Origin of the sequence: Granulicella sp. L60, assembly GCF_009765825.1 — a bacterium.
Lineage (GTDB): Bacteria > Acidobacteriota > Terriglobia > Terriglobales > Acidobacteriaceae > Edaphobacter.
The window spans coordinates 755,346-777,186 of record NZ_LMUR01000018.1 but is presented as its reverse complement, the minus strand read 5'-3'; the positions used below and the strand labels follow the sequence as shown (position 1 = coordinate 777,186).

The following is a 21,841-nucleotide window of genomic DNA, read 5'->3' as shown; positions in this document are numbered from 1 at the left end:
GGATGTCTGTCACTTCGGCAGCGTGCCTGATCCGACTGTCGGTGGGCCTTGAAGACTCTCGCGACCTCATTTCCGACTTCGAGCAGTCCTTTGAGGCAGTCGGCGGCGGTGCCAGGTGAAGTTCGCAAGCAAACTCGTGCACTTCGACTCGAATCCCGGCGATCCACTGCGTCCCATGGTTACACCGATCTACCAGACGGCCACCTTCGAACAGGAGCACGCCGACAGCTTCGGCAAGTTCGACTACTCCCGCAGCGGCAACCCAACGCGACGTGTCCTCGAGGACCAGATGGCCGTGCTCGAGAACGGCACTCGCGGCTTTGCATTCTCAAGTGGCATGACAGCGGTCGCCAACGTAACCCGACTACTCAAAGCCGGCGACGAGATCCTGGCCGATTGGGACCTCTACGGCGGAACCGCTCGCCTTTTTGGAGGCGTACTTCCACGCACCGGCATCAAGGTACGCTATGTCGACGCATCGAACGCAGCCAACATCGAAGAACACATCTCTCCCGCCACCCGCATGATCTACGTGGAGTCGCCGACCAACCCAATGTTACGGATCATCAACCTCAAGGCTACCGCCGTCGTTGCGAAACGACGTGGACTTCTACTCTGTGTCGATAACAGCACCATGTCGCCCTACCTGCAGAACCCCCTTGATCTCGGGGCCGATATAGCACTTCACTCCGCGACGAAGTTTCTCTGCGGGCACAGCGACGTAACCGGCGGAGTGATTGTCGTCAAGGATGAGAAGTTAGCGGAAGATATCTATTACTTGCAAAATGCCGAAGGCACCGCCCTAGGCCCATTCGACTGCTATCTGCTCTTGCGAGGCCTCAAGACCCTGAAGGTCCGCATGGATGCGCAACAGCATAACGCCACCCTCATCGCCAACTTCCTGTCGACACATCCCGGCGTGCGGAAGGTATTTTATCCAGGCAACAGCTCGCACATTGGCCACCCCATCCACCAGGCGCAGGCGCGTGGGTCAGGCGCGGTACTCAGTTTCACCGCGGCCGGCGCGGCCGCAGCAAAGTCCATCGCAGAGAAGAGTGAGCTGTTTCGCATCTCCGTCAGCTTCGGCAGCGTCAGCTCAACAATCAGCATCCCGGTAAAGATGTCTCATGCCAGTGTTCCGGCGGAGATGCTTGCATTCAGGTCGATCCCTGAATCACTCCTCAGGTTATCGATCGGAATAGAGGATGTAGATGATTTGATCAGCGACCTGAGCCGGTGTCTCGACCAGGCATAGTTGGTCTCTTGGTATGGATGGCAGGTATTGCCGGCTGCAGGCAGAGGACTGTACGAAAAATAATCTGACATGGATCTCCTATGGGTTGAGCATCGAAATGACTCACGCTTGTAAGCGGCGTTTGGTCCAGGAGGCTCCTCAGATTAAGGTGAAGGGGGCGTGAGTTACGCCTTCAACCTTTGCACTTGCCGCCTGAGCCGCATCGCCTCAGGAGTGCGCGTTGTCAGGGGGTGTCGGTGCACGGTCTGCGCTCCATCTGTTGCGACTTCAGGGTACTTCAACCGTTGGCAAATGGAGCCAAGACGATAATTCGTTGGCTGTCTATCGGATGTCGGCCGCGGCCTTGAGCGGTACTGTCAAGTGGACCGTCTTCGGGGGGAGGCAGATATGGTCATTGCATGCCTGAAATCGCACATCCAATCCGATCTGTTCGCCAGCAGCAGCAGATAACTTCATCAGGACAGGAACGTGCACCGTAAATTGATGATCGAAGATCTCGGTATCAAGGTCAAAGCTGGTGTCGTGTCTCTTGATTGGGGATGTTCCAGATGGAGTACCTGCCAGCTGAACGGTGCCGTTGGGGTCGGCGGTAATACGAAGTGGCGTTGGGCCGTTTTCGGCCTGATGAAAGGCGTAGACGTGCCACCCGTCGTCGATATGCGCAGTGAGATCGAGCGTTAGGTGACTCCCAGCTGCCGTTGAGGGTTCGGGAGTGGACGAGAGTGCCCAACTAACCGGTTGAATGGCACCCTGAGCTAGCGCAGCTATGTAGGTGAGACAGCTCAGGAGAACCGCCAATCCAATTCGACGTGTTGTTACTGTAGTCAAAGCGATGTTCCAGTCTGTCTACTTACTTCGTGATGCTGACTGTTTGGCTCGGCGCAGGCTGCGCCAATAGCTTCTCAACAAACTCCGTAACGTCATGCTCCAGGGCTACATGTCCTGCCGTGTTGCCCGGCCCTGCGAAGCCCGCGTGAACCTCCTTCACCAGACCATCGCGACCGATGAAGAAAGAAGTCGGCCAGCAGTTCAGGTTCACGCCTTGCGGAATTTTCTCCGAAAGTTGATCCGTCGTTCCGGCCGCCAACACGGGGTAAGAAATACCGTAGTGAGCGATGAACGCCTTGAGCCGGGCTGTATCTGTGTCAGGATCTCCCTGCTCAAAATCGAGGTTCACGATCTCAAGCCCCTTTGAGTGAAATTGCTTATATAGATTCACGAGAAAAGGCGCTTCATCGTGGCAGTTCGGGCACCACGAGCCGCCCACGGCAACGATGACTACCTTCCCGCGAAATTCAGGGTCCGTATTGGATACGATCTTTCCGTTGAGATCAGGAAAGCTGAACGCGAGGGGAGTATTCGGATCTTTGACCGTAGTCTGCTGCGTGGGGTCCGTGGGAGCAGCGAGGTTTTCCTTGCGTGCTTCGGTCGGCCGACGAGCAATCAGGCCGGCATTTGTGGGGGCGTGCGGATTAGCGAGCAGGCTATTAATGAGCAGGGTTCCATCCGTTTGCGGTGTCACAGAATAGAGTGCGGGGCCGTCCGCGTCGAAGTGGCCCACGATGTAGCTGCTCCCATTCCACGTTCCCCAAAGCCCGCCGGTGTCGCCGTCGATCTGTTGAATTACAGTTTTGATGACTGGAGACTTGCCCTTGGGAGGGTCAGCGCGAAACTCCCATGCTGACTCGCCCTTTGAGCTCTTCGTGGCGATCTCCCATGAGCCGGAGATGTCGGGTGCGTTGGGCGCGGATGCGGGATCCATCTCTACTTTACCTCGTGTCGCCGTGAACGGTGTAGGAGCGGACTTGGCAGTCGGATGTGCCGGGCCGTAGGTCCCGCTCAGTTTGCCATCGGTGATCGTGGCTTCTAGTGTCCTAGCGAAGTAGTCAAAAGACGCGACGAGGTGAGCGCCGTCGAAGGTGACGGAGGAGGCTGGTGTTGAGTCCGGGTAGTCCGCCGGGCCATTCAGGAACTCCGCCTTCAGCCTTGAACCGCTGCCGGAGATGCGGATCGTGATCGGCACTTGCTGTGTGTCACGAACGGTCGCATTGCCCTGCCAGATGCCAAGGATCGGTGAGGTCGAAGGCGTCTGGCCGAGCATGGCAGAAGGCGCAAACGCAGCGGGCAGCGCGCTGAAAGACAACGCAAGAACGCTCGCGAAAAGCTTCATCGTAGAACTCCTTCGAAGAAGATGAGCCACATGTTACGGCGAAGGAAGATGTCTGCTGATTTTCCGGCGGTTCCGCCTCGCTCCGCGCGGTCGGTGAAAAGTATGGCACCCGCACCGAAGAACATGGAGACGAGGAAGCGCATCTTTCCTTCAAAGAAGATCCATTTGATGAAGAGGAAAGTGAGACTGAGGTGCGCATGAGCGCCTGTGAAAGCCGGTTTTGGCAGACCGATGGGGATGTCGTGAAAGAATTCCGGGCCGCAGAAACTGTCCAGGTTGAGGACGAGGATGCCGAGCAGGGCAAATCCCCCCAAGGTGTCGATACTGGCCATGCGTTCCGCGCGGTTGACGGGGGCGACGGCGCGTGGAGGGCCAGCGAGCTCTTCATTGGCGCCTTCTGGCAGATACGTTTCAGATGGGAAGAAAGATGTTGCAATTGACGGCAAAGGAACGATCCTTTCTTAGCGCGGTTTTGGGATGAGATTGATTTCGTCTGTTTGGCTTCGGTTCGAGATTGGAATTCGGCCGCTACGCCCGGAGTTCTTGTTGAGAGAAACACGGTCGAGCGGGCAATCGATTCCCTGATCCGGAGAGTTTCAGCCAGAGTCGGTGTATGCATGATTCCATCGGAGTTCCAGTCACTTTCTTCGCCACACACACGTACAAGGCGCGTCAATGCAGGCGATGAATGTGCTCTCGTGCGTGATGAGCGAAATCAAGGCTAGATCCGTTTATTCCGATGAAAGGCCCAATCGTGACCTAACACCCTTCCAGGCTGTGCTCTTCGCGAGCCAGATTGATCAGCGTCGGGACTGGAACTCGATCTGCCGAGATCGTTACTTTCTTATTGTGCAGCTCTGTGCGAATCAAAGCTTTCGGAAAAGTCTCTTTTAGCGATCCGCTTGGCTTCACTTCCCTACCCCGTCTGCGCTATCGGGCTCTGATCGGTCTGATGATCTATACCTTTTCCCGCGTCGACGCGACGGATTTGATGCAGGAGCACTACCTTCTGTAAGTTTAGTGTCCATTGCGAGGCAAGATCATGTCCGCACAATCATCCGGATCGTCCTTCTAAAGATTTTGAAAAAGGAAGGACCGAAGGGCAATTGACAACGTCTATATACATAGAAACGTTATGGCTCGAAATCCGATCTCTAATCTGCCGGCAAATTCCAAGCTTGCTTCGGCATCTGGACCATCGCTCCATTGGAATGGCGTGACGATCGAACGTCAAATCTTGAAAGCTGGTGACTGGCCGAGTGAGGTAATCGATCAGCACTATCTGATGCTTTGGGAGCAGAAGCCGTTTCTCGGAGAACTGGAGACAAGACCGGGATCATTCGTGCGGTTCAGAAAGTCTCCGGGGACAATAACGGCGCTGAATCCAGACATATGTTCGGCAGTCCAAACGAGGGAGGATCAAGTCACGCTGGTGTGTTCTCTTCCGCCTCGCTTTCTCGATAATCTGGAGCTGGAGATGGACCGGCGCCTAAACGGGCCGCTCCAGCCGTTGCACGTCACTGACGACAGTTCACTTCGAGAGCTTATGTATAAGCTTATTATGCGCGGAGCAGCTGATGGACGAGGATACGATGCAATGGAAACCGAGTCTCTCCTCGTGGAGCTCGGAATCCGGCTCCACTTTGCGGCTCGTTTGCTGCCGCAGGAACCTGCCCAGTTTGATCCGTACTTCCCCCGCCATCTTCTTCGTCGCGTGCTCGAGAAAATGCATGAGGAATTAGATTCGGATCTTTCCCTTGCCACACTTGCCGCAGAAAGCGGATACAGCAGGGCGCACTTCATGAGGATATTTAAAGAGACCATGGGGGTCACGCCCCATAGCCACCTTCTCGAGCTGCGGCTGCGGCAAGCGCAGAAGATGCTTACTTCCGCTTCAATGTCAGTTATCGATATCGCCCTCGCGTGCGGGTTTCGCAGCCACGCACACTTTACCGCCTCTTTTACCCGGCGCTTCGGCGTTGCCCCTAGCTTCTATCGAAGATCCTTATCGACCGGATGAAGCGAAGTGAGTCGCTAAAAGAGACTTTTTCAAAAGCTTTGATTCGCACAAAACCGCACAATGAAGAGGTACTGATCGCCACCGATAGGGTTCCGGCCGCGACGCTGATCGATCTGATCCCCAGGCAAACAAGGGAAAACCTTGGCGAGCAGAGTGAGCCTGTATCAGAAAACGTGCGCTCTTATAGTTGCCACCCAATCAAAGGAGAGCTGTAGAGATATGAACCGCAGAACGTTCCTTCAGAGTAGTGCAGCTCTCACTGCTGTATCAATTGGCTTACCCGCTATATCAATTCGATCATAAGTGGGGCACGTCCGGTCCTCAAAGCAGCCTATTCGTCTTCGTAGTGCTCGGCATACTACTGGCCCCAGAATTCGTGATGCTTCGGAAGAATCCTCTAAAGTGTCGATGAGTGGGCGAATCGAGGCTTGAGGATATTAGGGGCATTGATGGGTAGCGCTACCCGAGATTCATGATGTGAGAAAGGAAAGATGAAATTGAAATTCAATCGTGTTGCTATGGCTCTTATCCTGACGTGTGGGTTGAGCATCGCGTGGGGATTGCAAGCAGAACGGATCGATCATCGCAATCGAAGTGGATCCGCAGCTGGCTCCCCAAACTGCTATGACCCGGGAGATCCCACAGAGGTTCGCCTGTGGGAAGGAGATGCGCCAGGCGCAACCGGCAACGATCCGTGCCGGGACATCCCTTACATGCGCGTTTTTCGGCCAGCTGCCGGCGCGGGTTCTCCATCAGCCGCCATACTGATAATCCCTGGCGGTGGCTACGATCGGCTCACGGATACGAAGGAACAGGAGCCAGTAGCTGAGTATTTCTCGCGAACGCTACATGTAACGGCCTTCGTACTGTATTACCGTCTGGTTCAGCGAGACGGAACATACCGATATCCCGTGCCGATGTGGGATGGACAGCGTGCCTTGAAACTTATCCGTTCCAAGACCACGCGGTACGGCATTGATCCCGAGCGGCTTGCATTGTTTGGGTTTTCCGCAGGGGGCCATCTTGCCAGCACTCTGACGCTCCACTCAGCTACCGAATTTGGTTTGCCAACCCATGATGCAGTGGATAATGAGAACGGGCGTCCAAACCTGCTTGGCTTGGGTTACCCCGTCATCTCCATGGACCCGGCCGACGTGCCGCCCTCAGGTTCCTATCGAAATCTGCTCCGCGGCTTTACCGGACCAGAACTGGCTAAGTTGCAGGTTTATCTCTCCGGAGAGAAGAACGTCACGCCGCGGACGCCACCGGTCTTTCTCTTCGAGAGCATGGACGATGCGGTGATAAGCCCAGAGAACAGCGTGCTCTTCGTTCAGGCTCTCAAAGAACGCGGGATATCTGTAGATGCGCATCTCTTCGCTCATGGAAAGCACGGCGCCGGACTTGCCACAGACGTTCCCGAGGAAAGCGCGTGGCCAGGTATGTTTGAGCATTGGCTAGCTCAACAACATTTTATCTCGAAGTGACTAGTAGGGAAACGGTCCTGCGTCGTACGTCGTTGGGCGAGCGGCTGAAAAATGTCGCTCGTCCACCGCTTGCAACGCAATGCAGAATGGACTTTACCGTTCGAACGTCACAACAGTAGATTACGAAATGTCTAGGTAGTCCCAGAGACTCAGTCACGATGCAGTCGACTGCATGAAGTATGGTCGACTTTAGAAACGATGTTGGACATCCAAAAGCGTGAGCCAGGAAGCCGGAGTTTCGTAGTACTTTTGTCAGAGTGAAACGAATCAGTTTGCTATCTTCGACGAGTGCGATTACGGGCTTTCTTTGCATTGATAACCTCCGTATGGATTCCTCGAACATACTAGGTGCCTCAATCGCGATTCATCGTAGATTCCTATAGGTACAGGATTCTCGTAGCCTCGGCTTTTCTGTTGAATGGAAGATAGTTAGTCAGTGAAGTCGACTCGGCGTGGGGTGCATTGTGGGCTCTTATTCTCGAGGTTCGAAGATTTGCTTAGGCTTTTTCGATGACTACATCGACTGTGGGTTTCTCTTATAGAAAGTGATAGGTAGCGACGCAAGGCTCTTGGCTGTAGTGTTGTGCCAGCTGGTCGAAATCTTCACCTACATCGGAGGCACGATGAACTGCTGCAACAACGAGCCAACAATGGCCGACACATCCTATGTCAGTCCGGATGCGAAAAACGCGCTATGCAATCTCTTTCGAACAGGAGACGCGCAGGTATTCTCGATTGTGTACAAAAGTCACTACACGCGTCTCTTACGTACCGCGATGCGAATAGTTCGAAACATCGATGACGCGGAGGATGCACTTCAAGACGCTATGTTGAAGGCATTCAGAGCGGCACACTCGTTCCGGGCCGATTCAAGCATTTCCAGCTGGCTTACTCGAATCGTAATCAACACCTGCCTTATGCGGCTGAGAAAGGAGCGCGCTCACAGGACCGTGTCTCTCGATCGGCCGGTTGACGACTCGATAACTTTCGCCGAATTACTAGAAGATCCAAAAGCACTTATTCTCGACGACCTAATCTTGCTGGAACGACGCCAGATTGCTTTCCAGGCAATCGAGGATTTGAGACCAGAATACAAGGACGTAGTTTTGGCGTACAACTCCGTGGAACTTCCGATGGCCCAAGTTGCTCGGCAAGACGGCGTCTCCGCTTCTACTCTTAAAAGCCGTCTACGGCGCGCCAAGAAGCAGTTGCAGAAACAATGCCAAGCCCCTACAAAACTGAGAGGACTTGACGCGGCCCATCCAGTCAAGGCTTAAGCAGGATGCCCGGCAGCCCGCGACAAGCGAAGGCCATCTTCTGCGACACTTCGCCGTGCCCCTTCCACATCTCCACAGCCCCTGAGATCGAAACTGCAACGGATCCCAATGATTTTAGCCTACAGATCATCCTCTGAGCAGAGGAGAGGCGGAACAGAAAGCACTCCCGCGGATCGGGCGTTCTAAGTCGTGGCTGGAAACAATATGTATGGTCAGCGACTTCGAGCGTCTGCATAGATATCGAAGGAAAGAAGAAAGGATGAAAGACGATGGAGATGAAAGAGCAAGCCTCAAACAATTTGAACGAAACATCAACTCGCACCGAACAAGAGGGGGTGAGCAGGCGGGCCTTTATGGGAGTCGCAACCATGGCGGCCGCAGGCCTGGCTACCGAAAGTGCTCTCGCGCAAACACGTTCCGAGTCGCTGGCGGGAAGGACGGGCGATAACGCCTCCGATCCCGGACCGGAGAATACCGTGCTACTTCGGACTAATCCGAACTCAAATCTACCTCCCTTCACCGATCGCGGCAATCCTCATACGATCTGGTACTCCTTCGACCTCACGCCGAAGCGCGTTGAGTCCGGCGGATGGACGCACCAGGTTACCTCGCGCGAGATTCCCCGTTCGCAAGACCTCGCGGGCGTGAATATGCGCCTGACAGCCGGGTCATTTCGCGAACTCCATTGGCACCTGGCCGACGAATGGGCCATCATGCTGACCGGCAAGGCCCGCATCACTGTCATGCAGCCGGATGGCAAGATGTTCATTGACGATGTAGGACCCGGAGACCTGTGGTACTTCCCTGCCGGCTTTCCGCATTCGATCCAAGGGCTTGAAGGCGACGGCTGCGAGTTCCTTCTCGTCTTCGATCAGGGCGACTTCTCAGAAGATGATACTTTCCTGCTCTCGGAATTCCTGGTCCACACACCGCCCGAAATCATAGAAAAGAATACTGGCTGGAAGCGTCAGGAGTGGGACCAGCTCCCTCCTACCGAGCTTTACATCTTCGAGGCTCCTCTGCCCGGTGCGCTGGAAGCTGACAAGCGCTTCCTCGGCAACTTCCTGGAGACGGAAAACCACTACACCTTCAAAATGGCATCTATGAAGCCGACGAGCCAATCAGCAACCGGGGAGGTTCGCATCGTGGACTCTTCGAACTTTACGATTGCAAAGAACATCGCTGCGGCCATGGTGACCCTCAAGCCAGGCGCCATCCGTGAGATGCACTGGCATCCGAACACAAGCGAGTGGCAGTACTGGATCAAGGGTCAGGGTCGTATGACCGTTGTGTTCACCGAAGGTAGAGCACGTACCATGGATTTCCGCGCCAACGACGTGGGGTTCGTTCCTTCAATGGCAGGACACTACATCGAAAATACTGGCACTGAGGACTTGGTCTTTCTTGAAATGTTCAAATCGCCGCGCTATCAGGACGTATCGCTGAACCAGTGGATCGCCCGTATGCCGGACAAGATGGCGGCAGCCCATTTGAAGCTGCCGGTATCGACGATTCGCAGCGCCCCTCAAAACAAGACACCGGTTCTCCCGCGCTAATCTCGCCAGGAACAACAGGGCCCAGTTGGACAACGCTGATAACCGCGTCCAACTGGGCTATGATGCAGTGTTTGAAAGGTTGCTACATGATCATTCCCCGAACGAGGACACGTTGAAAGCAACCACAACCTCCATGGATATTGTGGGCTTATAGTTCGACAGGCCAGCGGAACAGCATGGGCCAGGCTGCATGGCGACCCGCCTATCAGCAGCGTGCGACTCACTAGCCATCCGGCCACGGACGCCTATGCCAGCCGCGGCACTTCGGCCCACACCCACTCGCCCAGAAAAATCTTGGCTGCGAAAATACACCGGCAATGGGAGCCTGGTGAGCTGCTGCAACAGCCGCAGCTACACCGCAAGCGACTTGGCGGGACAATGGAATCGTGGGCAGAGGCGAACGTTTGCTAACCCTGGACGTCACAGCCGTCGCAAACTGGATCCCTAGCGTCCAATTGCGGCTCCGGTTGCGACGGAAAATGCGGACGATAGCGTGCACCAAAGCGTCGGCATGAACGCTATGTGTCCTTCCTGAAAGCGAACGGCTTCGACATATTCCTCGAAGTGCCGAGCTCGCGACCACCGGCGGACTGCCCAAAGCACAGCCATCGCTCCGAGAGCTCCTAGTACTGGCGTGAGGAAACGGCGCATCGGCGGCGCTGATGCCGCAGCTTCGGGTAAGCCCGGAGTGTTTCACGAAAACCCACTGCAGCAAGCGGAACAAGAGCCGTACACAGGCAAGCCATAACGCTCACTACTCCCAGTACGGCTGCCCATGTTCCCGCTGTAAGCGGTGATTGTCCGGCGTTGCTACAAGGAATGCGCTTGCAAAACCAGTCTGCGTTGCATTTTTGCTTCCTATCGTGCCGTTTGCTCAATCGGCAAACGAACCTGCATCCACGGGAAGTATGTGGCCGGTGACCATGCGGGACTCGTCGGACGCTAAGAAGACAGCCGCATAGGCGATGTCTTCGGGCTCGATCAGACCGAGCTGCTGAACCGCAAATGCAGCTTTGACCTCCGGCCGATCAGCCAACATCTTCTTGATGCGCTCAGTACCGACCGCAGCTGGCGCAATGGCGTTAATTCGGACTCGATCCTTGGCAAAGGCGTGCGCCGTGCTCCGAGTTAGATTCATGACAGCCGCCTTCGAGGAAGCGTACGCGGAACGCCCGCCAGTCGAATTTCCGAAGGCCGCCACCGATACCATGTTGATCACCGATCCGCCTCCGGATTTGACCATCTCGGGAAGCGCGAAGCGAAGGCTGAGAAACGTGCCAAAGTGATCGACACGCATCTTATTCCAAAACTCGTCAAGAGAGGCGGTTGTCACCAGTCCGTCCGTGTTGCTCGAGCCTCCTGCATTATTGAGCAGAACATCAAGCCGCCCCAAGCGGCCGATAGCCTGGTGAACCGCTTCCTCAACCGATTCCGGCTCTGTTACATCACACATCTGGAATGTCGCATCGCCACCGGCAGCAACTATGTTACGGGCTACTGCTTCGCCTTCGGGGACTCGGCGACCTGTCAGTACAACGCGAGCCCCCTGCCGAGCAAACATCTCAGCGCAGGTCTGGCCGATTCCACTTGTTGCTCCCATTACTAGAGCGCATTTGTTTTTTAGTCTTTTCATTTTTGATACCTCTCTATCGCATATTCTGGATCTTTCGCAAGCTGTCCATGCGAAACGGTTAATCGGTCCATTGCACTGCTGATTACATGTCTGATTGACACGCCGATATCTCTGACCAAACGCTAATCTCACTCGGTTGAATTGGGGTTTACTTGATAAATCGGCAGATCCCAATGGTTAGTCGTCAGTTCCCACCGGCGAAGTTCATCGCGGCGAAATGTTTGCTGATCAGGAAATAGTTGTTTGGCCACTTCAGATTCAGATTGTCCGGGCGGAGCATCGTGCGACGTGCGAATGACCACAATACGATAATCCCACCGAGACTCTTCACTCGTGTGCAGGCCAGGAGACCAAATAGAGTAGTCCTTCACGTATCCAAGCTGTTTCTGTCGTTCAAGTATGGCGACCTGATACTTCTGAAAGATTCGAAACCACTCGTCATGATATCCGTAGCGAACCCGGAAAACCCATTCGATGGTCTCGGTCTTTGATGAAGAGGCAACCGTCGAACCGACCGCCTGAGCCGTTGCTGAGGGTAGAGTGAGAATACTCAAAAGCGAAACTGCAAACAGCAATCGTCGCGCAGGAAGAAGTAAATGCATAATATTTCTCCAAGATTATGATTACGAGGAACAGATTTACGGACCGACGTTGGATGATGCGTCAAGGACGCGTCGTTCTATTGCTCAAAAGACACACCAGTACTTACTGCGGGAATTTCACTGCGCCGCATGTGCCATGGGAAGGCCTCCAATCACCTGCTTATAGCTAGCAGCACGAATTTCGTTTGGGCATGGGGGCTTGGCATCTCCAGCGGCAGGCCATGTTACCGGGGAGCCTCGGCGGGATACGTCCGCAGTAGCCCCATGGCCGACATAGGACTGCTGCGCGTAGTCGGCTCTCATCTAGGCATCTCTTTCTATCAGCACAGCAAGTTGTTCGCGATGACTTGATCAGCCGACGCCAGCAGCTGCCTGAGGGGCTCGACTGCAATGTGTACCTTCGATTCCTCGCGCCCTTGGTTCCGTTACTAGACCATTGTCAATTGTTCTACTTCTTTTCTGCGTGTCCAGAAGTAGATGGCGACGATCGTCATCACGATTGGCACAGCCGCGCCGAACTCGTCAATGAAATAAGCGGTCTTGCCGGTAGAAGCTGTCAACGGGGTGAAGATCTGTTGAATCCATACATTGTGGGACGCATGGAACAATGCCGCAGCCCAGACGCTGCCGGACTTGAGCCGCAGCCAGGTGATGATGAAGGAGAAGGCAATGATTGCCACCATAAAACAGATCAATGCATACCAGCTGGGTGTTCCTTCGTTGTAGTTCGAGAACAGCAGAACCGGAAAATGCCAGACCCCATGGATGCAGCCGCAGATAAGGGCAGTTGTCGTGAAGTTGAAGCGTTTTGAAAGCTGAGGCGCCAGCAGGCCACGCCATCCTATCTCCTCGCCCAAGGCTCGACCGACAGCAAGGACCAAAGCCCCGGTCATGGAGAAGAACACCTGCATTCCGATGAGCAGCGCGGGCGACAACTTGCCTAGGCCATACGTAGTGACCAAACCCGCAACGAACTCTCGGTTGTAGAAATGACCAAGTCCGCTTATCCACACTCCTCCATACGCTATCGCGCAATAGAACAAGGGGATAAGGTAAGCTGCCGCCATGTAACGTGTTTCACCCCACCGCCATCCAAGGTCGCCAAGGTTCAATCCTAGCAGCACATAGGTAAGCAAAGCTGCCACGCCGGGAGACCACATGAGGTCGGTCGCATAGGGGAAGCTGCTGCCTCCACCTCGAAGGTTCCCTGTGTAGATCACGATGGCATAAAAAAAGCTGCTGAGCACTATCGTGAGAGCCAGATAGGTGAGAATGATCTGCGTGGGTGAAGCTTTCCGGGTCATGCGTAGGGCTCTCCATTTGAATGGTTGTGCCAGGTTGTGTCTTGACACAAACTCGGCAATGATTTCGAAAACAACAGCAACACCTTTAGTATTGAAGTTTCACGCGCGGCCTGCTTTGGAAGCGTCTCAATTAGGAGTTAACCAACATAATTTTTGTGATTCATGGCTTCATCCAGACGTCGCCCCGCTTGGCTACATCTTTAGGCCGTTGTTAGCTGTTCTAATTCTTTTCTGCGCGTCCAGAAATAGGTGGCGAAGATCATCATCACAATCGGCAACGCGGCACCGAACTCGTCGATGAAATAAGCGGTCTTGCCGGTCGAAGCTGTCAGCGGGGTAAAGATTTGTTGAACCCATACATTGTGGGTCGCATGCAGCAATGCCGCGGCCCAAACGCTGCCGGATTTAAGCCGCAACCAGTTAACAACGAAAGTGAAAGCGATGACTAACACACCAAAACAGGTTAGCGCATACCAGCCGGGTGTTCCTTCGTTGTAGTTGGAGAACAGCAGGACCGGAATATGCCATGCTGCATGAATGCAGCCGCAGATAAGTGCAGTCGTTGTGAAGTTGAAACATTTTGAGAGTTGAGGCACCAGGAGTCCTCGCCATCCAATCTCTTCGCCTAAAGCCCCGCCGATAGCAGCGATCAAAGTGCCGGTCATGGAGAAGAACACGTGCATTGCGATGAGCATCGCCGGCGACAGCCCGCCCAGGCCATACGTAGTAGCCAAACCCGCAACGAACTGTCGGTTGTAGAAGTGGCCAAAGCCGCTTATCCAGACGACTCCATACGCTATCGCGCAATAGAACAGGGGGATAAAGTAAGCCGCTGCCATATAACGGGCTTTACCCCAACGCCATCCAAGATCGCCAAGGTTCTCCCCCAGCAGCCAACAGGTAAGCAATGCCGCGACGGCGACAGACCACTGGAGGTCGATCGCGTAGGGCATGTTGTTGCCCCCACCCCAAAGGTTTCCTGTGTAGATCACGATGGCATAAAAGAAACTGCTGAGCACGGCCGTGAGAGCAAGGAAGGTGAGAACAATCTGTATGGGTGTAGCTTTCCGGGCCATGCGCGAGTCTCCATTTGAATGCTTTGTGCCAGGTCGTGTCTTGGCACAAACCCGGAAATGATTTCGAAAACAAAAGCAACACCTTTAGTATTGAGGTTTTACGCACGGCCTGCTTTTGAAATCGTCTCATTTGCTCACGGCTACACAGAGCATTCTTCAGGCATCAATGCTTCACCCAACGCAGGTAGCGGAGAGCATATTATCGAGAGATGATGGGCTTGTGAACTCGTGAAAACTCCTAGCTGATGTTGACGATTTGTTGGAGGTATCCCGCGATGGGCTTTTATGAGCGGCTTCGCATTCAGTTTCACTCACGACTACAACGGCAGTCGGGATCTCAGGCTCGGTCACCAGGCGAGAATGGTCTGAATCTCTTCGTTCTACCCACACTGCTTCGGTGGTTGTAGGTCTAACGTGCGATGGCTAAGGCATCGCTATGTCGAAGGAATTTCAAACCCACTTGGTTTTCGTGTTTCCGTCATCCACCGCCATGTAGTGAATTCCTCCACGCTCGCACTGCCCCCAATGCGAGTAAAGTTACCCGACGCTTTCGTCCCACCGAACGGTGCATTCACGTCAGACATCAGTGTTGAGCCGTTGATGTGGAGCATCCCTGCTTCGATTTGCTTACCAACTTCAGCGGCATGTTGCGCTTCCCCAAAAACGGCAGCGACAAGACCGTACCCTGTATTGTTTGCCAATTGAATCGCATCTCGATCTTCCTTGAACCCAACGATGGCAGCAACAGGACCAAAGATCTCCTCTCTAAACGCCCTGGAGCTCTTGGGAACATTTTTCAACACTGTTGGTCGATAGTAACGATTATGGAAGCTTCCTCCTTCTACCAGTTCAGCTCCGGACTGAATAGCTTCCTGAACAATTGAATCCACATGATTAAGCTGCTTGTCACTAATGATCGGACCTAAACCCACCTGCTCGAGATATGGGTTCCCAACTTTCACTGCCCTCGCAAGCTCAGCCATTCTGGCAGAGTATTCATTCAGCAGGCTTTCATGTACGAGATGGATACCAGCGGTGATGCATAATTGTCCTTGATGGAAAAAGGATGAAAACGCCCCAGCAAGTGCCGCTTGCTCAAGGTCCGCATCCGAAAGAACAAGAAACGCATTTTTCCCACCCAGTTCAAGTTGCACTCGCTTCAAAGAGCGACCGGCGACTGAAGCGATTTGTCTTCCAGCAGCCGTGGAGCCGGTGAAGGCTATCATCGACACATTGGCGTTATCGACTAGAGCCTCGCCTGCTGCAACTTCGCCTGGTAGTACGTGCAGAACACCCACAGGTAATCCTGCTTCTTCAAAAACACGGGCAATGACGACCCCACCGCTCACTGCCGTATTCAAACTAGGCTTTAGGATCACTGCATTTCCGCTAGCAAGTGCAGGGGCAACCACTCGTACTGCAAGAGCCAATGGGAAGTTGAAGGGTGAGATAACTCCGACAACACCTAGCGGAATACGTTCAATGGTGCTCAACATATCGGAATCATCCTTAAGCAGCTTCAGGCAAGGAAGTTCAGCTACGTCCGCAGCGTGATCCAGATATTCTTTTGATGTATGGATTTCTCCAATTGCTTTGAGCTTAGTTGAGCCCGATTCTCGGATGATCCAATAAGCTATCTCTTCTTGGTGCTGGAGTAAAAGCTGACCTGCACGACGCATGATTGCGGCACGATGCTTGGACGAACTCTGCGCCCAAAACTTTGCAGCGGCTGAAGCAGATTTGCTGGCAATACTGACATCGCCAGAACTTGCTTGAGCAATATTTGCAATGACCTCATCAGTAGCTTTGTCGGTAACGTTATAGACCCCGATTTCACCCGGATTCCAGCCATTGAGGAATAATCTTCCTTGCCAGATGGATTGGTCCATTAGGTGCTGAACTGTTGGTACGGTAGAACTAGAAGTCATTTTATTGTCCTTACTGCTTTAATTCGTTATTGTTTGGTTTCTGACGTGCTTCCTGTCAGTGAGTCATCTGGCCTCTTAAGCAAGCTTCATAAATCACTCATAGTCCATGATCCGATTTAAGTATTTCTCCTGCTCGTTCGCCTATGATGACGCAAGGAGCCATGGTGTTACCAGTTGTGATCCGCGGCATAATAGAACCGTCCGCAATACGAAGGTTCTCAATTCCATAAACCTTTAGATTGTTGTCAACGACTGACATGGCGTCCCGTCCCATCTTCGCGGTACAAGTTTGGTGCCAGTAGGTGCCGACAGAGTTTCGCACGAATTCCTCTAGAGATTTTCCTGTCATCCCTCCTGGGATGACCTCACGTTTGACGAACGGACGCATCGCAGGAGAGTTGGCGAATTCGCGACAGAATTCGACGCAGCGAACCATGGCCTTCAGATCCTCTGGATTTCCTAGGTGATTTCCATTCAGCTCAATCGGATCAGAAGGATTGGGCCCCGTAAGTCGAATCTGACCTCGACTCTTAGGTTGAACGAGGCCCGGAGCTATGGTCCATGAGTTTGCCGGCGGGTCGAATCCCGCAGTTTCGGGACTCACCGAAGCACCTTCTCCTAAGGGGCACCACATATCGGGAGTATCGAGGCTAGAATCGCTTTTCCACTGTAAAATCGCCTGTTCCTCGGTAGGAGGTATCTCTGGTTCCGGTCGCTGGAAAACACATCCTAAAAGGAGAAGGTGATCCTGCAAATTTTGTCCCACACCTGGAAGGTGCTGAACAACGGGGATTCCAAGACGCTGCAACTCAATGTGGTCACCGATACCCGAATGCATAAGCACTCTTGGAGTGTTAATCGCGCCCAATGAGAGGATGACCTCTTTTCCGGCCCCGAGGCGAATCACCACACCATTATTTAGAACCTCGACGCCCGTCGCGCGCTTGCCTTCCATAGTCACCCTTGTGACCATCGCTTTTGTAAGCACGGTAAGGTTCGGTCGATCCATATAGGGAAAGACGTACGAACGGAATACAGAACAGCGCCGACCATCACGGATCGTTCTTTCGATGAAGGAACAACCTCCTTCTCCTTCCGCCATGTGGCCATTTAGATTATTGAAGGTTGGTATCCCCATCGACCGCGCGCTTTCAAAGGCCGCAGGGCCTAAAGGGCTGGTGAAGGGGGATGGGCGAACAACAATCGGTCCCCCCGTCCCTCGATAGCTCGGATCGGCCTCTCCCTGCCAGTCCTCGACACGACGATAGAGAGGCAATATTGATTCATAGCTCCACGCAGCATCTCCAGCTTCCTGGGCGAAGTAGTTCCAATCGTTTTTATGGCCCCGCGCCCAGTACATTACGTTGATGCTGGAGCCGCCGCCTAGAACCTTTCCCATCGACATCAGAAGCGTACGCCCGCCGAGCGCAGGGTTTGGGGAACCCTGAAAGGCCCAGTCACGCTCGCTCCCCAAATTGTTGACCCACTGAGCAGGATCCATCACGCTGGGAACGTCATCTGTGCCACCTGCTTCGAGAAGCAACACGCTCACGTCGGGATTTTCAGCAAGCCGACGTGCCACTACCGATCCTGACGAACCAGATCCGCAGACGATGAAGTCGTACTGAGACTTCAGTTCTGCTGTCAGCGTTTGCTGGTTGGTGCGTATACGCTCGATAAAATTGGGTGTCTCAGAGTTTTGCCTGAGGTGTGTGCCTTCGCTAACAGACTGGTTGATCGCCGAATTCATTGTCTTATCCTCTGAGAGTGCACAAAGCACATCGAATTCCGTTTCTCTTCACGATATTGGTTTCACGTATGGTCTACTTTCGAAATCGTCTCATTCAGGGCTCACCAAGATATTTTTCAGGAATGATGAGGGAGGGCCGTCCGTTTCGTTCTTCCGACCGCACCAGCTATCGCGCCAGGCAATCTGTAGTGCGCCTCCACCCACATTTCGCCAAACCCGCAACATCGCCGCCGGTTACGAAGCTCTCCACAAATGCGCACAGGTCAATAAGGCCGCGCAAAGAGGCGTAGACCTACGCCTATACTTCCTGCTCGCGAAGAACCACCTCGCCTGATGTCCGACAGCAAAATAATGCAAGCGCCCGCTCGCCCACACCGTCTACTTCACCACGTCAGCGCTGCTTGGATGCTTACTCATCTGGAGACACTGGAACCGCACCTTCCACGTCCCACGTCATCAACTTCATGAGCGATGAGCACTTCACAGTGGATAGCACGCTGATCCAGGCTTGGCCATCACAATCCGCATTCGAGGGCTATATATCAATCAGCGCAGCTGAACGAGAAGAAACCATCTCCTGTGCTCTACGAAGCCTTAGCTCGAGCAATGGCTTTTAACCGGCGGTTTGGCCTCGCTCCTAGTCTCTATCGGAGGAGCCTTTTTGCACCTTCAGATTACGTTAAGTCTTCGAGTCACCTTTTATTGAGACTATTTCGAAAGCGACGTCCCCTCGAAAACCTGACAATGAGGATGCTACTGACGAGCAGCCGCCGTGGCTTTGAATTTGCAGTACCGTATCTCTTCAGAGATCATCCGATTCACGTGTGCGCACATGTGAATCGGATGATATGACGGGAGCCATCGAGAGATATTGGGGAAACACACGACACTTTACCCATTAGCGGGATATTTGCTCTAGATCTTTCTTTCTGCAGCAGGAGCAAGCGATTATCTCATTACCCAGAGGTCGAATGAAAATTGCATTTTTAGGAGTTCGCGTACCAGGGCATCTCAATCCAATGACCACGCTTGCCCGTAAGCTGCAGGCGCGTGGACATGACGTGGTGTTCTTGTCGGTGCCAGATACTGAGCCCTTTGTTCGTGCAGCAGAACTTCCTTTTATCCCCTTTTGCGAAAAGGATTTTCCTGTTGGATCGCTGGCAAAATCGTTGGCTACTCTGAGCAAGCTGCAGGGACAGGCGGCGTTGGAGGTGGCTATAAATTCGGTTGCCAATACTATGGAATCGGCATTCAGAAATCTGCCGCGAACGTTGCGAGACGCGAACGTGGATGCGCTGGTCCTTGATGAATCCCAGCGCGGCCTAGGAGCCGTTCCGTTGCATCTTGGCATGCCTTACGCCCATGTCTCTAACGCTCTTCCCTTCGACTTTTCAGGGAAGGCTCCCGTATGTACATTTGACTGGCAACATGAGACGACCCCGGAGGCATTGGCCAGAAATCAGGCAGGTGTGCGCAGCCTATTGCAAATCTATGAGCCAATAACATCCGTCTCGCAGGCTTACGCCAAAAAGGTCGGACTTGATGTCAATTGGACCGATCCATTCGCTACGATTTCTAAATTGGCATGGCTTACGCAGATGCCAAAGGAATTCGATTTCAATATCTCTCACCGGCCCACACAATTCCACTACACAGGCCCATTTCACGATGGACTGGGGCGGATCGAATCGGACTTTCCGTGGAACCGTCTGACAGGAGAGCCTCTTATCTATGTCTCGATGGGAACATTGCAGAATGGGCTCGAATCGGTATTTAGTACCATCGCTGAGGCAGTCGGCACCAGACTCGGAATGCAACTTGTACTGTCCATCGGTCCCATCCTCGATCCTGAAAAGATTAGTTCTTTGCCGGCCAACTCTATTGTTGTAAAAAACGCCCCGCAAATGGAACTACTTAAACGTTCAGCACTATGCATCACGCACGCCGGACTGAATACCGCGCTTGAATCTCTGACTCAAGGGGTTCCCATGGTCGCGATTCCGGTTTCGATTGATCAGCCCGGCGTTGCGGCGAGGATCGCCTATACGAAAACTGGAGCATATGTGCCGTTACGGGAGTTGACGGCTGCCCGGCTTTCAACTCTTATCGACGATGTTCTGGGCAATCCAGAGTATCGCCACAACGCCAATAAGATGAAGGAAGCGATAGCTCGTACAAATGGACTTGAAAAGGCAGCGGACCTCCTAGAGCAGGCGCTTGATCTTCCCCAACGCACTTGAATCACGATTTCCTACAACGTAGGGGTAGTTGCATCACCTGTAAGATCACTGCTTCGGATTTCCTCACATGTGGGTGTATAGATCAGCGTCTTCTTCGATGACGCGTGTCTTGGGCTCTGGCTCTAGGGTGTCACGCATTTCCAGCAGCTCGCGATTGAGGATAATTTCAGGAGGAGGGCTGTCGAGCGAAGTGGCTAGTCCGAATCCGGTAACCCTATCGTCAAGAACAATGCCGCTCAACATTCTATCCATTGAGCGCACAAAAGTTGAGTTCTTCTCGATGAGTTGCTGTGCTTCATGAATGGCTCTCGGAATGACTACCCTATCGTTGCCGCTAACGACGATTACTTCATCAGTCTGCACAGGCTCTTTCTTTCCCAACGTATGGTCGTAGACGTATGAGGCGTGGAAGATGGGGCGGCGCAACCAAGTACTTCCAATACTGGAAGCGAGGAGACGATGAATTCGGTGAAGATGAGTGACGCGGGATCTGGACAGTAGCTTATCTCTGCTTTAGCCATCGATCTTGCACTGCTGCTGGCGAGAAGGCCGTTCGGAAGTATCGGCCGCGAACGGGTTTTCCAGATGCACCTCTTACCTCGCCTTTCCTACAACCGGCGTGACTCGTAGTGCTACCACCTGGAGACATCTACACCGATACGGATGACACTCTACTCCTGAACAGGTGGCTTAGGTACTTCCTCGTCCTTCACGGCGAAGTCAATGATGAGGCGTTCGTTCAATTCCTTATAGGCTTTAACGTGAGCATGCAGTTTTGGAGCTGCACCTCGCTGAACATACTTCACTGCCACGTCAAAAGGCTGTCGAAGCGTCGGGTCGGTTTGAATACGCTCTTCCATCACATCCGCAAAGGATTTTTCCTGCAGCACCCACATCATGCGCTCCAGGCACGAAATGTTCATGCTCACCAGTGGCGTGACCACAATACCTTTGTGTGACTTCGTGCTGATCTGGTCTTTGAAGCGTTTATTCAAATAGGCATTCACGCCCCAGCAGCCACCGACATCGTCTCGCGTGATGATTACCGGGATTATTTTCTTGATGGACTTGAGATAAACCGGGACATCGTTTCCCTTGGCGGCAACGCGCTTAATTGATCTTAAAAGCTGATAGACCCCCTTCGACTTCACCAATTTGTCTTCGAGATACTCTCTTATCTTCTCGTAGTCGCCGGAATGCCTGTCCTCTGCCGTGCACGTACCAAGCTTCGCTTCGATGAGCACTGCCGTATCTCCACTGATGCTGATTTGGTCGCAGATTTGGTCGGAGCTGCTCACGTATGTCGGACTCGGATGCATCTTGTGGAGCACCGGCGATGCATAAACTTCGAACATCCAAGATACATATTCTTCAAAGACCAATCCCCAGTAACTAAGCCACGGGTCTTTCTTGTTCTTCGGAAGAGTGCGAAGGATGCGCCAGATCACGGCACTTTCGAGTTTGCCGAGAGCGAATTCGTAGTCAAGCATGTAGAGCTCGCCATTGAATAAGAAATAAGGTCGATGAGGGTGTCTTTTGGCTTGGG

General features: G+C 53.4%; 20 protein-coding genes. 8 read left to right on the top strand and 12 right to left on the bottom strand.

Going from position 1 to position 21,841, the window contains the following annotated elements; genetic code table 11:
- Window positions 1-115: 115 nt before the first annotated feature.
- Window positions 116-1,255 carry a PLP-dependent aspartate aminotransferase family protein gene (locus GSQ82_RS13650; protein ID WP_158792796.1) on the top strand — a complete coding sequence of 380 codons (1,140 nt, stop codon included), beginning with the start codon at window positions 116-118 and terminating at the stop codon, window positions 1,253-1,255.
- Window positions 1,256-1,576: 321 nt separating this feature from the next.
- Here GSQ82_RS13650 and GSQ82_RS13645 read toward each other — a convergent pair whose 3' ends face one another.
- From GSQ82_RS13645 to GSQ82_RS13635, 3 genes are read right to left on the bottom strand one after another with little or no spacing between them, the layout of a single operon-like run.
- A complete protein-coding gene (locus tag GSQ82_RS13645; protein WP_158792795.1) occupies window positions 1,577-2,083 on the bottom strand; it encodes a protein-disulfide reductase DsbD N-terminal domain-containing protein in 507 nt (168 codons plus the stop codon).
- 22 nt (window positions 2,084-2,105) lie between these two features.
- Window positions 2,106-3,425 carry a TlpA disulfide reductase family protein gene (locus GSQ82_RS13640; RefSeq protein ID WP_158792794.1) on the bottom strand — a complete coding sequence of 440 codons (1,320 nt, stop codon included), beginning with the start codon at window positions 3,423-3,425 and terminating at the stop codon, window positions 2,106-2,108.
- Complete coding sequence (locus tag GSQ82_RS13635; RefSeq protein ID WP_158792793.1) at window positions 3,422-3,871, bottom strand: hypothetical protein; 450 nt, start codon at window positions 3,869-3,871, stop codon at window positions 3,422-3,424. Before GSQ82_RS13635 ends, GSQ82_RS13640 begins: the two co-directional genes overlap by 4 nt.
- A 689-nt stretch (window positions 3,872-4,560) precedes the next feature.
- Between GSQ82_RS13635 and GSQ82_RS13630 the strand changes: the two genes are divergently transcribed.
- From GSQ82_RS13630 to GSQ82_RS13610, 6 genes are all read left to right on the top strand, one after another.
- Window positions 4,561-5,445 (top strand): helix-turn-helix domain-containing protein, encoded by an 885-nt coding sequence (locus GSQ82_RS13630; protein WP_158792792.1) that lies wholly within the window; start codon window positions 4,561-4,563, stop codon window positions 5,443-5,445.
- Entirely contained in the window at window positions 5,442-5,660 is a 219-nt protein-coding gene (locus tag GSQ82_RS13625; protein ID WP_158792791.1) for a hypothetical protein, read from the top strand. Before GSQ82_RS13630 ends, GSQ82_RS13625 begins: the two co-directional genes overlap by 4 nt.
- On the top strand, window positions 5,599-5,748 hold the full coding sequence (locus tag GSQ82_RS25730; RefSeq protein WP_371417208.1) for a twin-arginine translocation signal domain-containing protein: 150 nt from the start codon (window positions 5,599-5,601) through the stop codon (window positions 5,746-5,748). Before GSQ82_RS13625 ends, GSQ82_RS25730 begins: the two co-directional genes overlap by 62 nt.
- A 188-nt stretch (window positions 5,749-5,936) precedes the next feature.
- A complete protein-coding gene (locus tag GSQ82_RS13620; RefSeq protein ID WP_371417207.1) occupies window positions 5,937-6,929 on the top strand; it encodes an alpha/beta hydrolase in 993 nt (330 codons plus the stop codon).
- Window positions 6,930-7,579: 650 nt separating this feature from the next.
- The gene (locus GSQ82_RS13615; protein ID WP_158792790.1) at window positions 7,580-8,206 is read left to right on the top strand and encodes an RNA polymerase sigma factor; all 627 of its coding nucleotides are present in this window, start codon (window positions 7,580-7,582) and stop codon (window positions 8,204-8,206) included.
- 353 nt (window positions 8,207-8,559) lie between these two features.
- A complete protein-coding gene (locus GSQ82_RS13610; protein WP_254061640.1) occupies window positions 8,560-9,762 on the top strand; it encodes a cupin domain-containing protein in 1,203 nt (400 codons plus the stop codon).
- Between the two features lie 874 nt (window positions 9,763-10,636).
- Here the strand turns inward: GSQ82_RS13610 and GSQ82_RS13605 are convergent.
- The 7 genes from GSQ82_RS13605 to GSQ82_RS13575 form a co-directional block, all read right to left on the bottom strand.
- Window positions 10,637-11,395 (bottom strand): SDR family NAD(P)-dependent oxidoreductase, encoded by a 759-nt coding sequence (locus tag GSQ82_RS13605; protein ID WP_158792788.1) that lies wholly within the window; start codon window positions 11,393-11,395, stop codon window positions 10,637-10,639.
- Between the two features lie 128 nt (window positions 11,396-11,523).
- Window positions 11,524-11,997: a hypothetical protein gene (locus GSQ82_RS13600; protein WP_158792787.1), complete on the bottom strand. Its 474-nt coding sequence runs from the start codon at window positions 11,995-11,997 to the stop codon at window positions 11,524-11,526.
- Between the two features lie 117 nt (window positions 11,998-12,114).
- Window positions 12,115-12,300 (bottom strand): hypothetical protein, encoded by a 186-nt coding sequence (locus tag GSQ82_RS13595; protein WP_158792786.1) that lies wholly within the window; start codon window positions 12,298-12,300, stop codon window positions 12,115-12,117.
- Window positions 12,301-12,425: 125 nt separating this feature from the next.
- Window positions 12,426-13,301 carry a CPBP family intramembrane glutamic endopeptidase gene (locus GSQ82_RS13590; RefSeq protein ID WP_158792785.1) on the bottom strand — a complete coding sequence of 292 codons (876 nt, stop codon included), beginning with the start codon at window positions 13,299-13,301 and terminating at the stop codon, window positions 12,426-12,428.
- A 200-nt stretch (window positions 13,302-13,501) separates the two neighbouring features.
- A complete protein-coding gene (locus tag GSQ82_RS13585) occupies window positions 13,502-14,377 on the bottom strand; it encodes a CPBP family intramembrane glutamic endopeptidase (protein ID WP_158792784.1) in 876 nt (291 codons plus the stop codon).
- 434 nt (window positions 14,378-14,811) lie between these two features.
- A complete protein-coding gene (locus GSQ82_RS13580; protein WP_158792783.1) occupies window positions 14,812-16,305 on the bottom strand; it encodes an aldehyde dehydrogenase family protein in 1,494 nt (497 codons plus the stop codon).
- Between the two features lie 97 nt (window positions 16,306-16,402).
- The gene (locus GSQ82_RS13575) at window positions 16,403-18,055 is read right to left on the bottom strand and encodes a GMC family oxidoreductase (protein WP_158792782.1); all 1,653 of its coding nucleotides are present in this window, start codon (window positions 18,053-18,055) and stop codon (window positions 16,403-16,405) included.
- A 971-nt stretch (window positions 18,056-19,026) separates the two neighbouring features.
- Here GSQ82_RS13575 and GSQ82_RS13570 point away from each other — a divergent pair.
- Window positions 19,027-20,295, top strand: coding sequence for a glycosyltransferase (locus GSQ82_RS13570; protein WP_158792781.1), 1,269 nt, complete (start codon window positions 19,027-19,029; stop codon window positions 20,293-20,295).
- A gap of 63 nt (window positions 20,296-20,358) precedes the next feature.
- Here the strand turns inward: GSQ82_RS13570 and GSQ82_RS13565 are convergent, their stop codons facing one another.
- A complete protein-coding gene (locus GSQ82_RS13565; RefSeq protein ID WP_158792780.1) occupies window positions 20,359-20,721 on the bottom strand; it encodes a hypothetical protein in 363 nt (120 codons plus the stop codon).
- Between the two features lie 245 nt (window positions 20,722-20,966).
- On the bottom strand, window positions 20,967-21,841 hold an 875-nt coding region (locus tag GSQ82_RS13560), incomplete at its 5' end, for a hypothetical protein (RefSeq protein ID WP_216847082.1).

Bases quoted from the DNA above. Each gene is read 5' to 3' on its own strand.
- GSQ82_RS13640 (WP_158792794.1), bottom strand. From the start codon at position 3,425: ATGAAGCTTTTCGCGAGCGTTCTTGCGTTGTCTTTCAGCGCGCTGCCC.
- GSQ82_RS13630 (WP_158792792.1), top strand. From the start codon at position 4,561: ATGGCTCGAAATCCGATCTCTAATCTGCCGGCAAATTCCAAGCTTGCT.
- GSQ82_RS13625 (WP_158792791.1), top strand. From the start codon at position 5,442: ATGAAGCGAAGTGAGTCGCTAAAAGAGACTTTTTCAAAAGCTTTGATT.
- GSQ82_RS13620 (WP_371417207.1), top strand. From the start codon at position 5,937: ATGAAATTGAAATTCAATCGTGTTGCTATGGCTCTTATCCTGACGTGT.
- GSQ82_RS13615 (WP_158792790.1), top strand. From the start codon at position 7,580: ATGGCCGACACATCCTATGTCAGTCCGGATGCGAAAAACGCGCTATGC.
- GSQ82_RS13610 (WP_254061640.1), top strand. From the start codon at position 8,560: ATGGGAGTCGCAACCATGGCGGCCGCAGGCCTGGCTACCGAAAGTGCT.
- GSQ82_RS13605 (WP_158792788.1), bottom strand. From the start codon at position 11,395: ATGAAAAGACTAAAAAACAAATGCGCTCTAGTAATGGGAGCAACAAGT.
- GSQ82_RS13600 (WP_158792787.1), bottom strand. From the start codon at position 11,997: ATGCATTTACTTCTTCCTGCGCGACGATTGCTGTTTGCAGTTTCGCTT.
- GSQ82_RS13595 (WP_158792786.1), bottom strand. From the start codon at position 12,300: ATGAGAGCCGACTACGCGCAGCAGTCCTATGTCGGCCATGGGGCTACT.
- GSQ82_RS13590 (WP_158792785.1), bottom strand. From the start codon at position 13,301: ATGACCCGGAAAGCTTCACCCACGCAGATCATTCTCACCTATCTGGCT.
- GSQ82_RS13585 (WP_158792784.1), bottom strand. From the start codon at position 14,377: ATGGCCCGGAAAGCTACACCCATACAGATTGTTCTCACCTTCCTTGCT.
- GSQ82_RS13580 (WP_158792783.1), bottom strand. From the start codon at position 16,305: ATGACTTCTAGTTCTACCGTACCAACAGTTCAGCACCTAATGGACCAA.
- GSQ82_RS13575 (WP_158792782.1), bottom strand. From the start codon at position 18,055: ATGAATTCGGCGATCAACCAGTCTGTTAGCGAAGGCACACACCTCAGG.
- GSQ82_RS13570 (WP_158792781.1), top strand. From the start codon at position 19,027: ATGAAAATTGCATTTTTAGGAGTTCGCGTACCAGGGCATCTCAATCCA.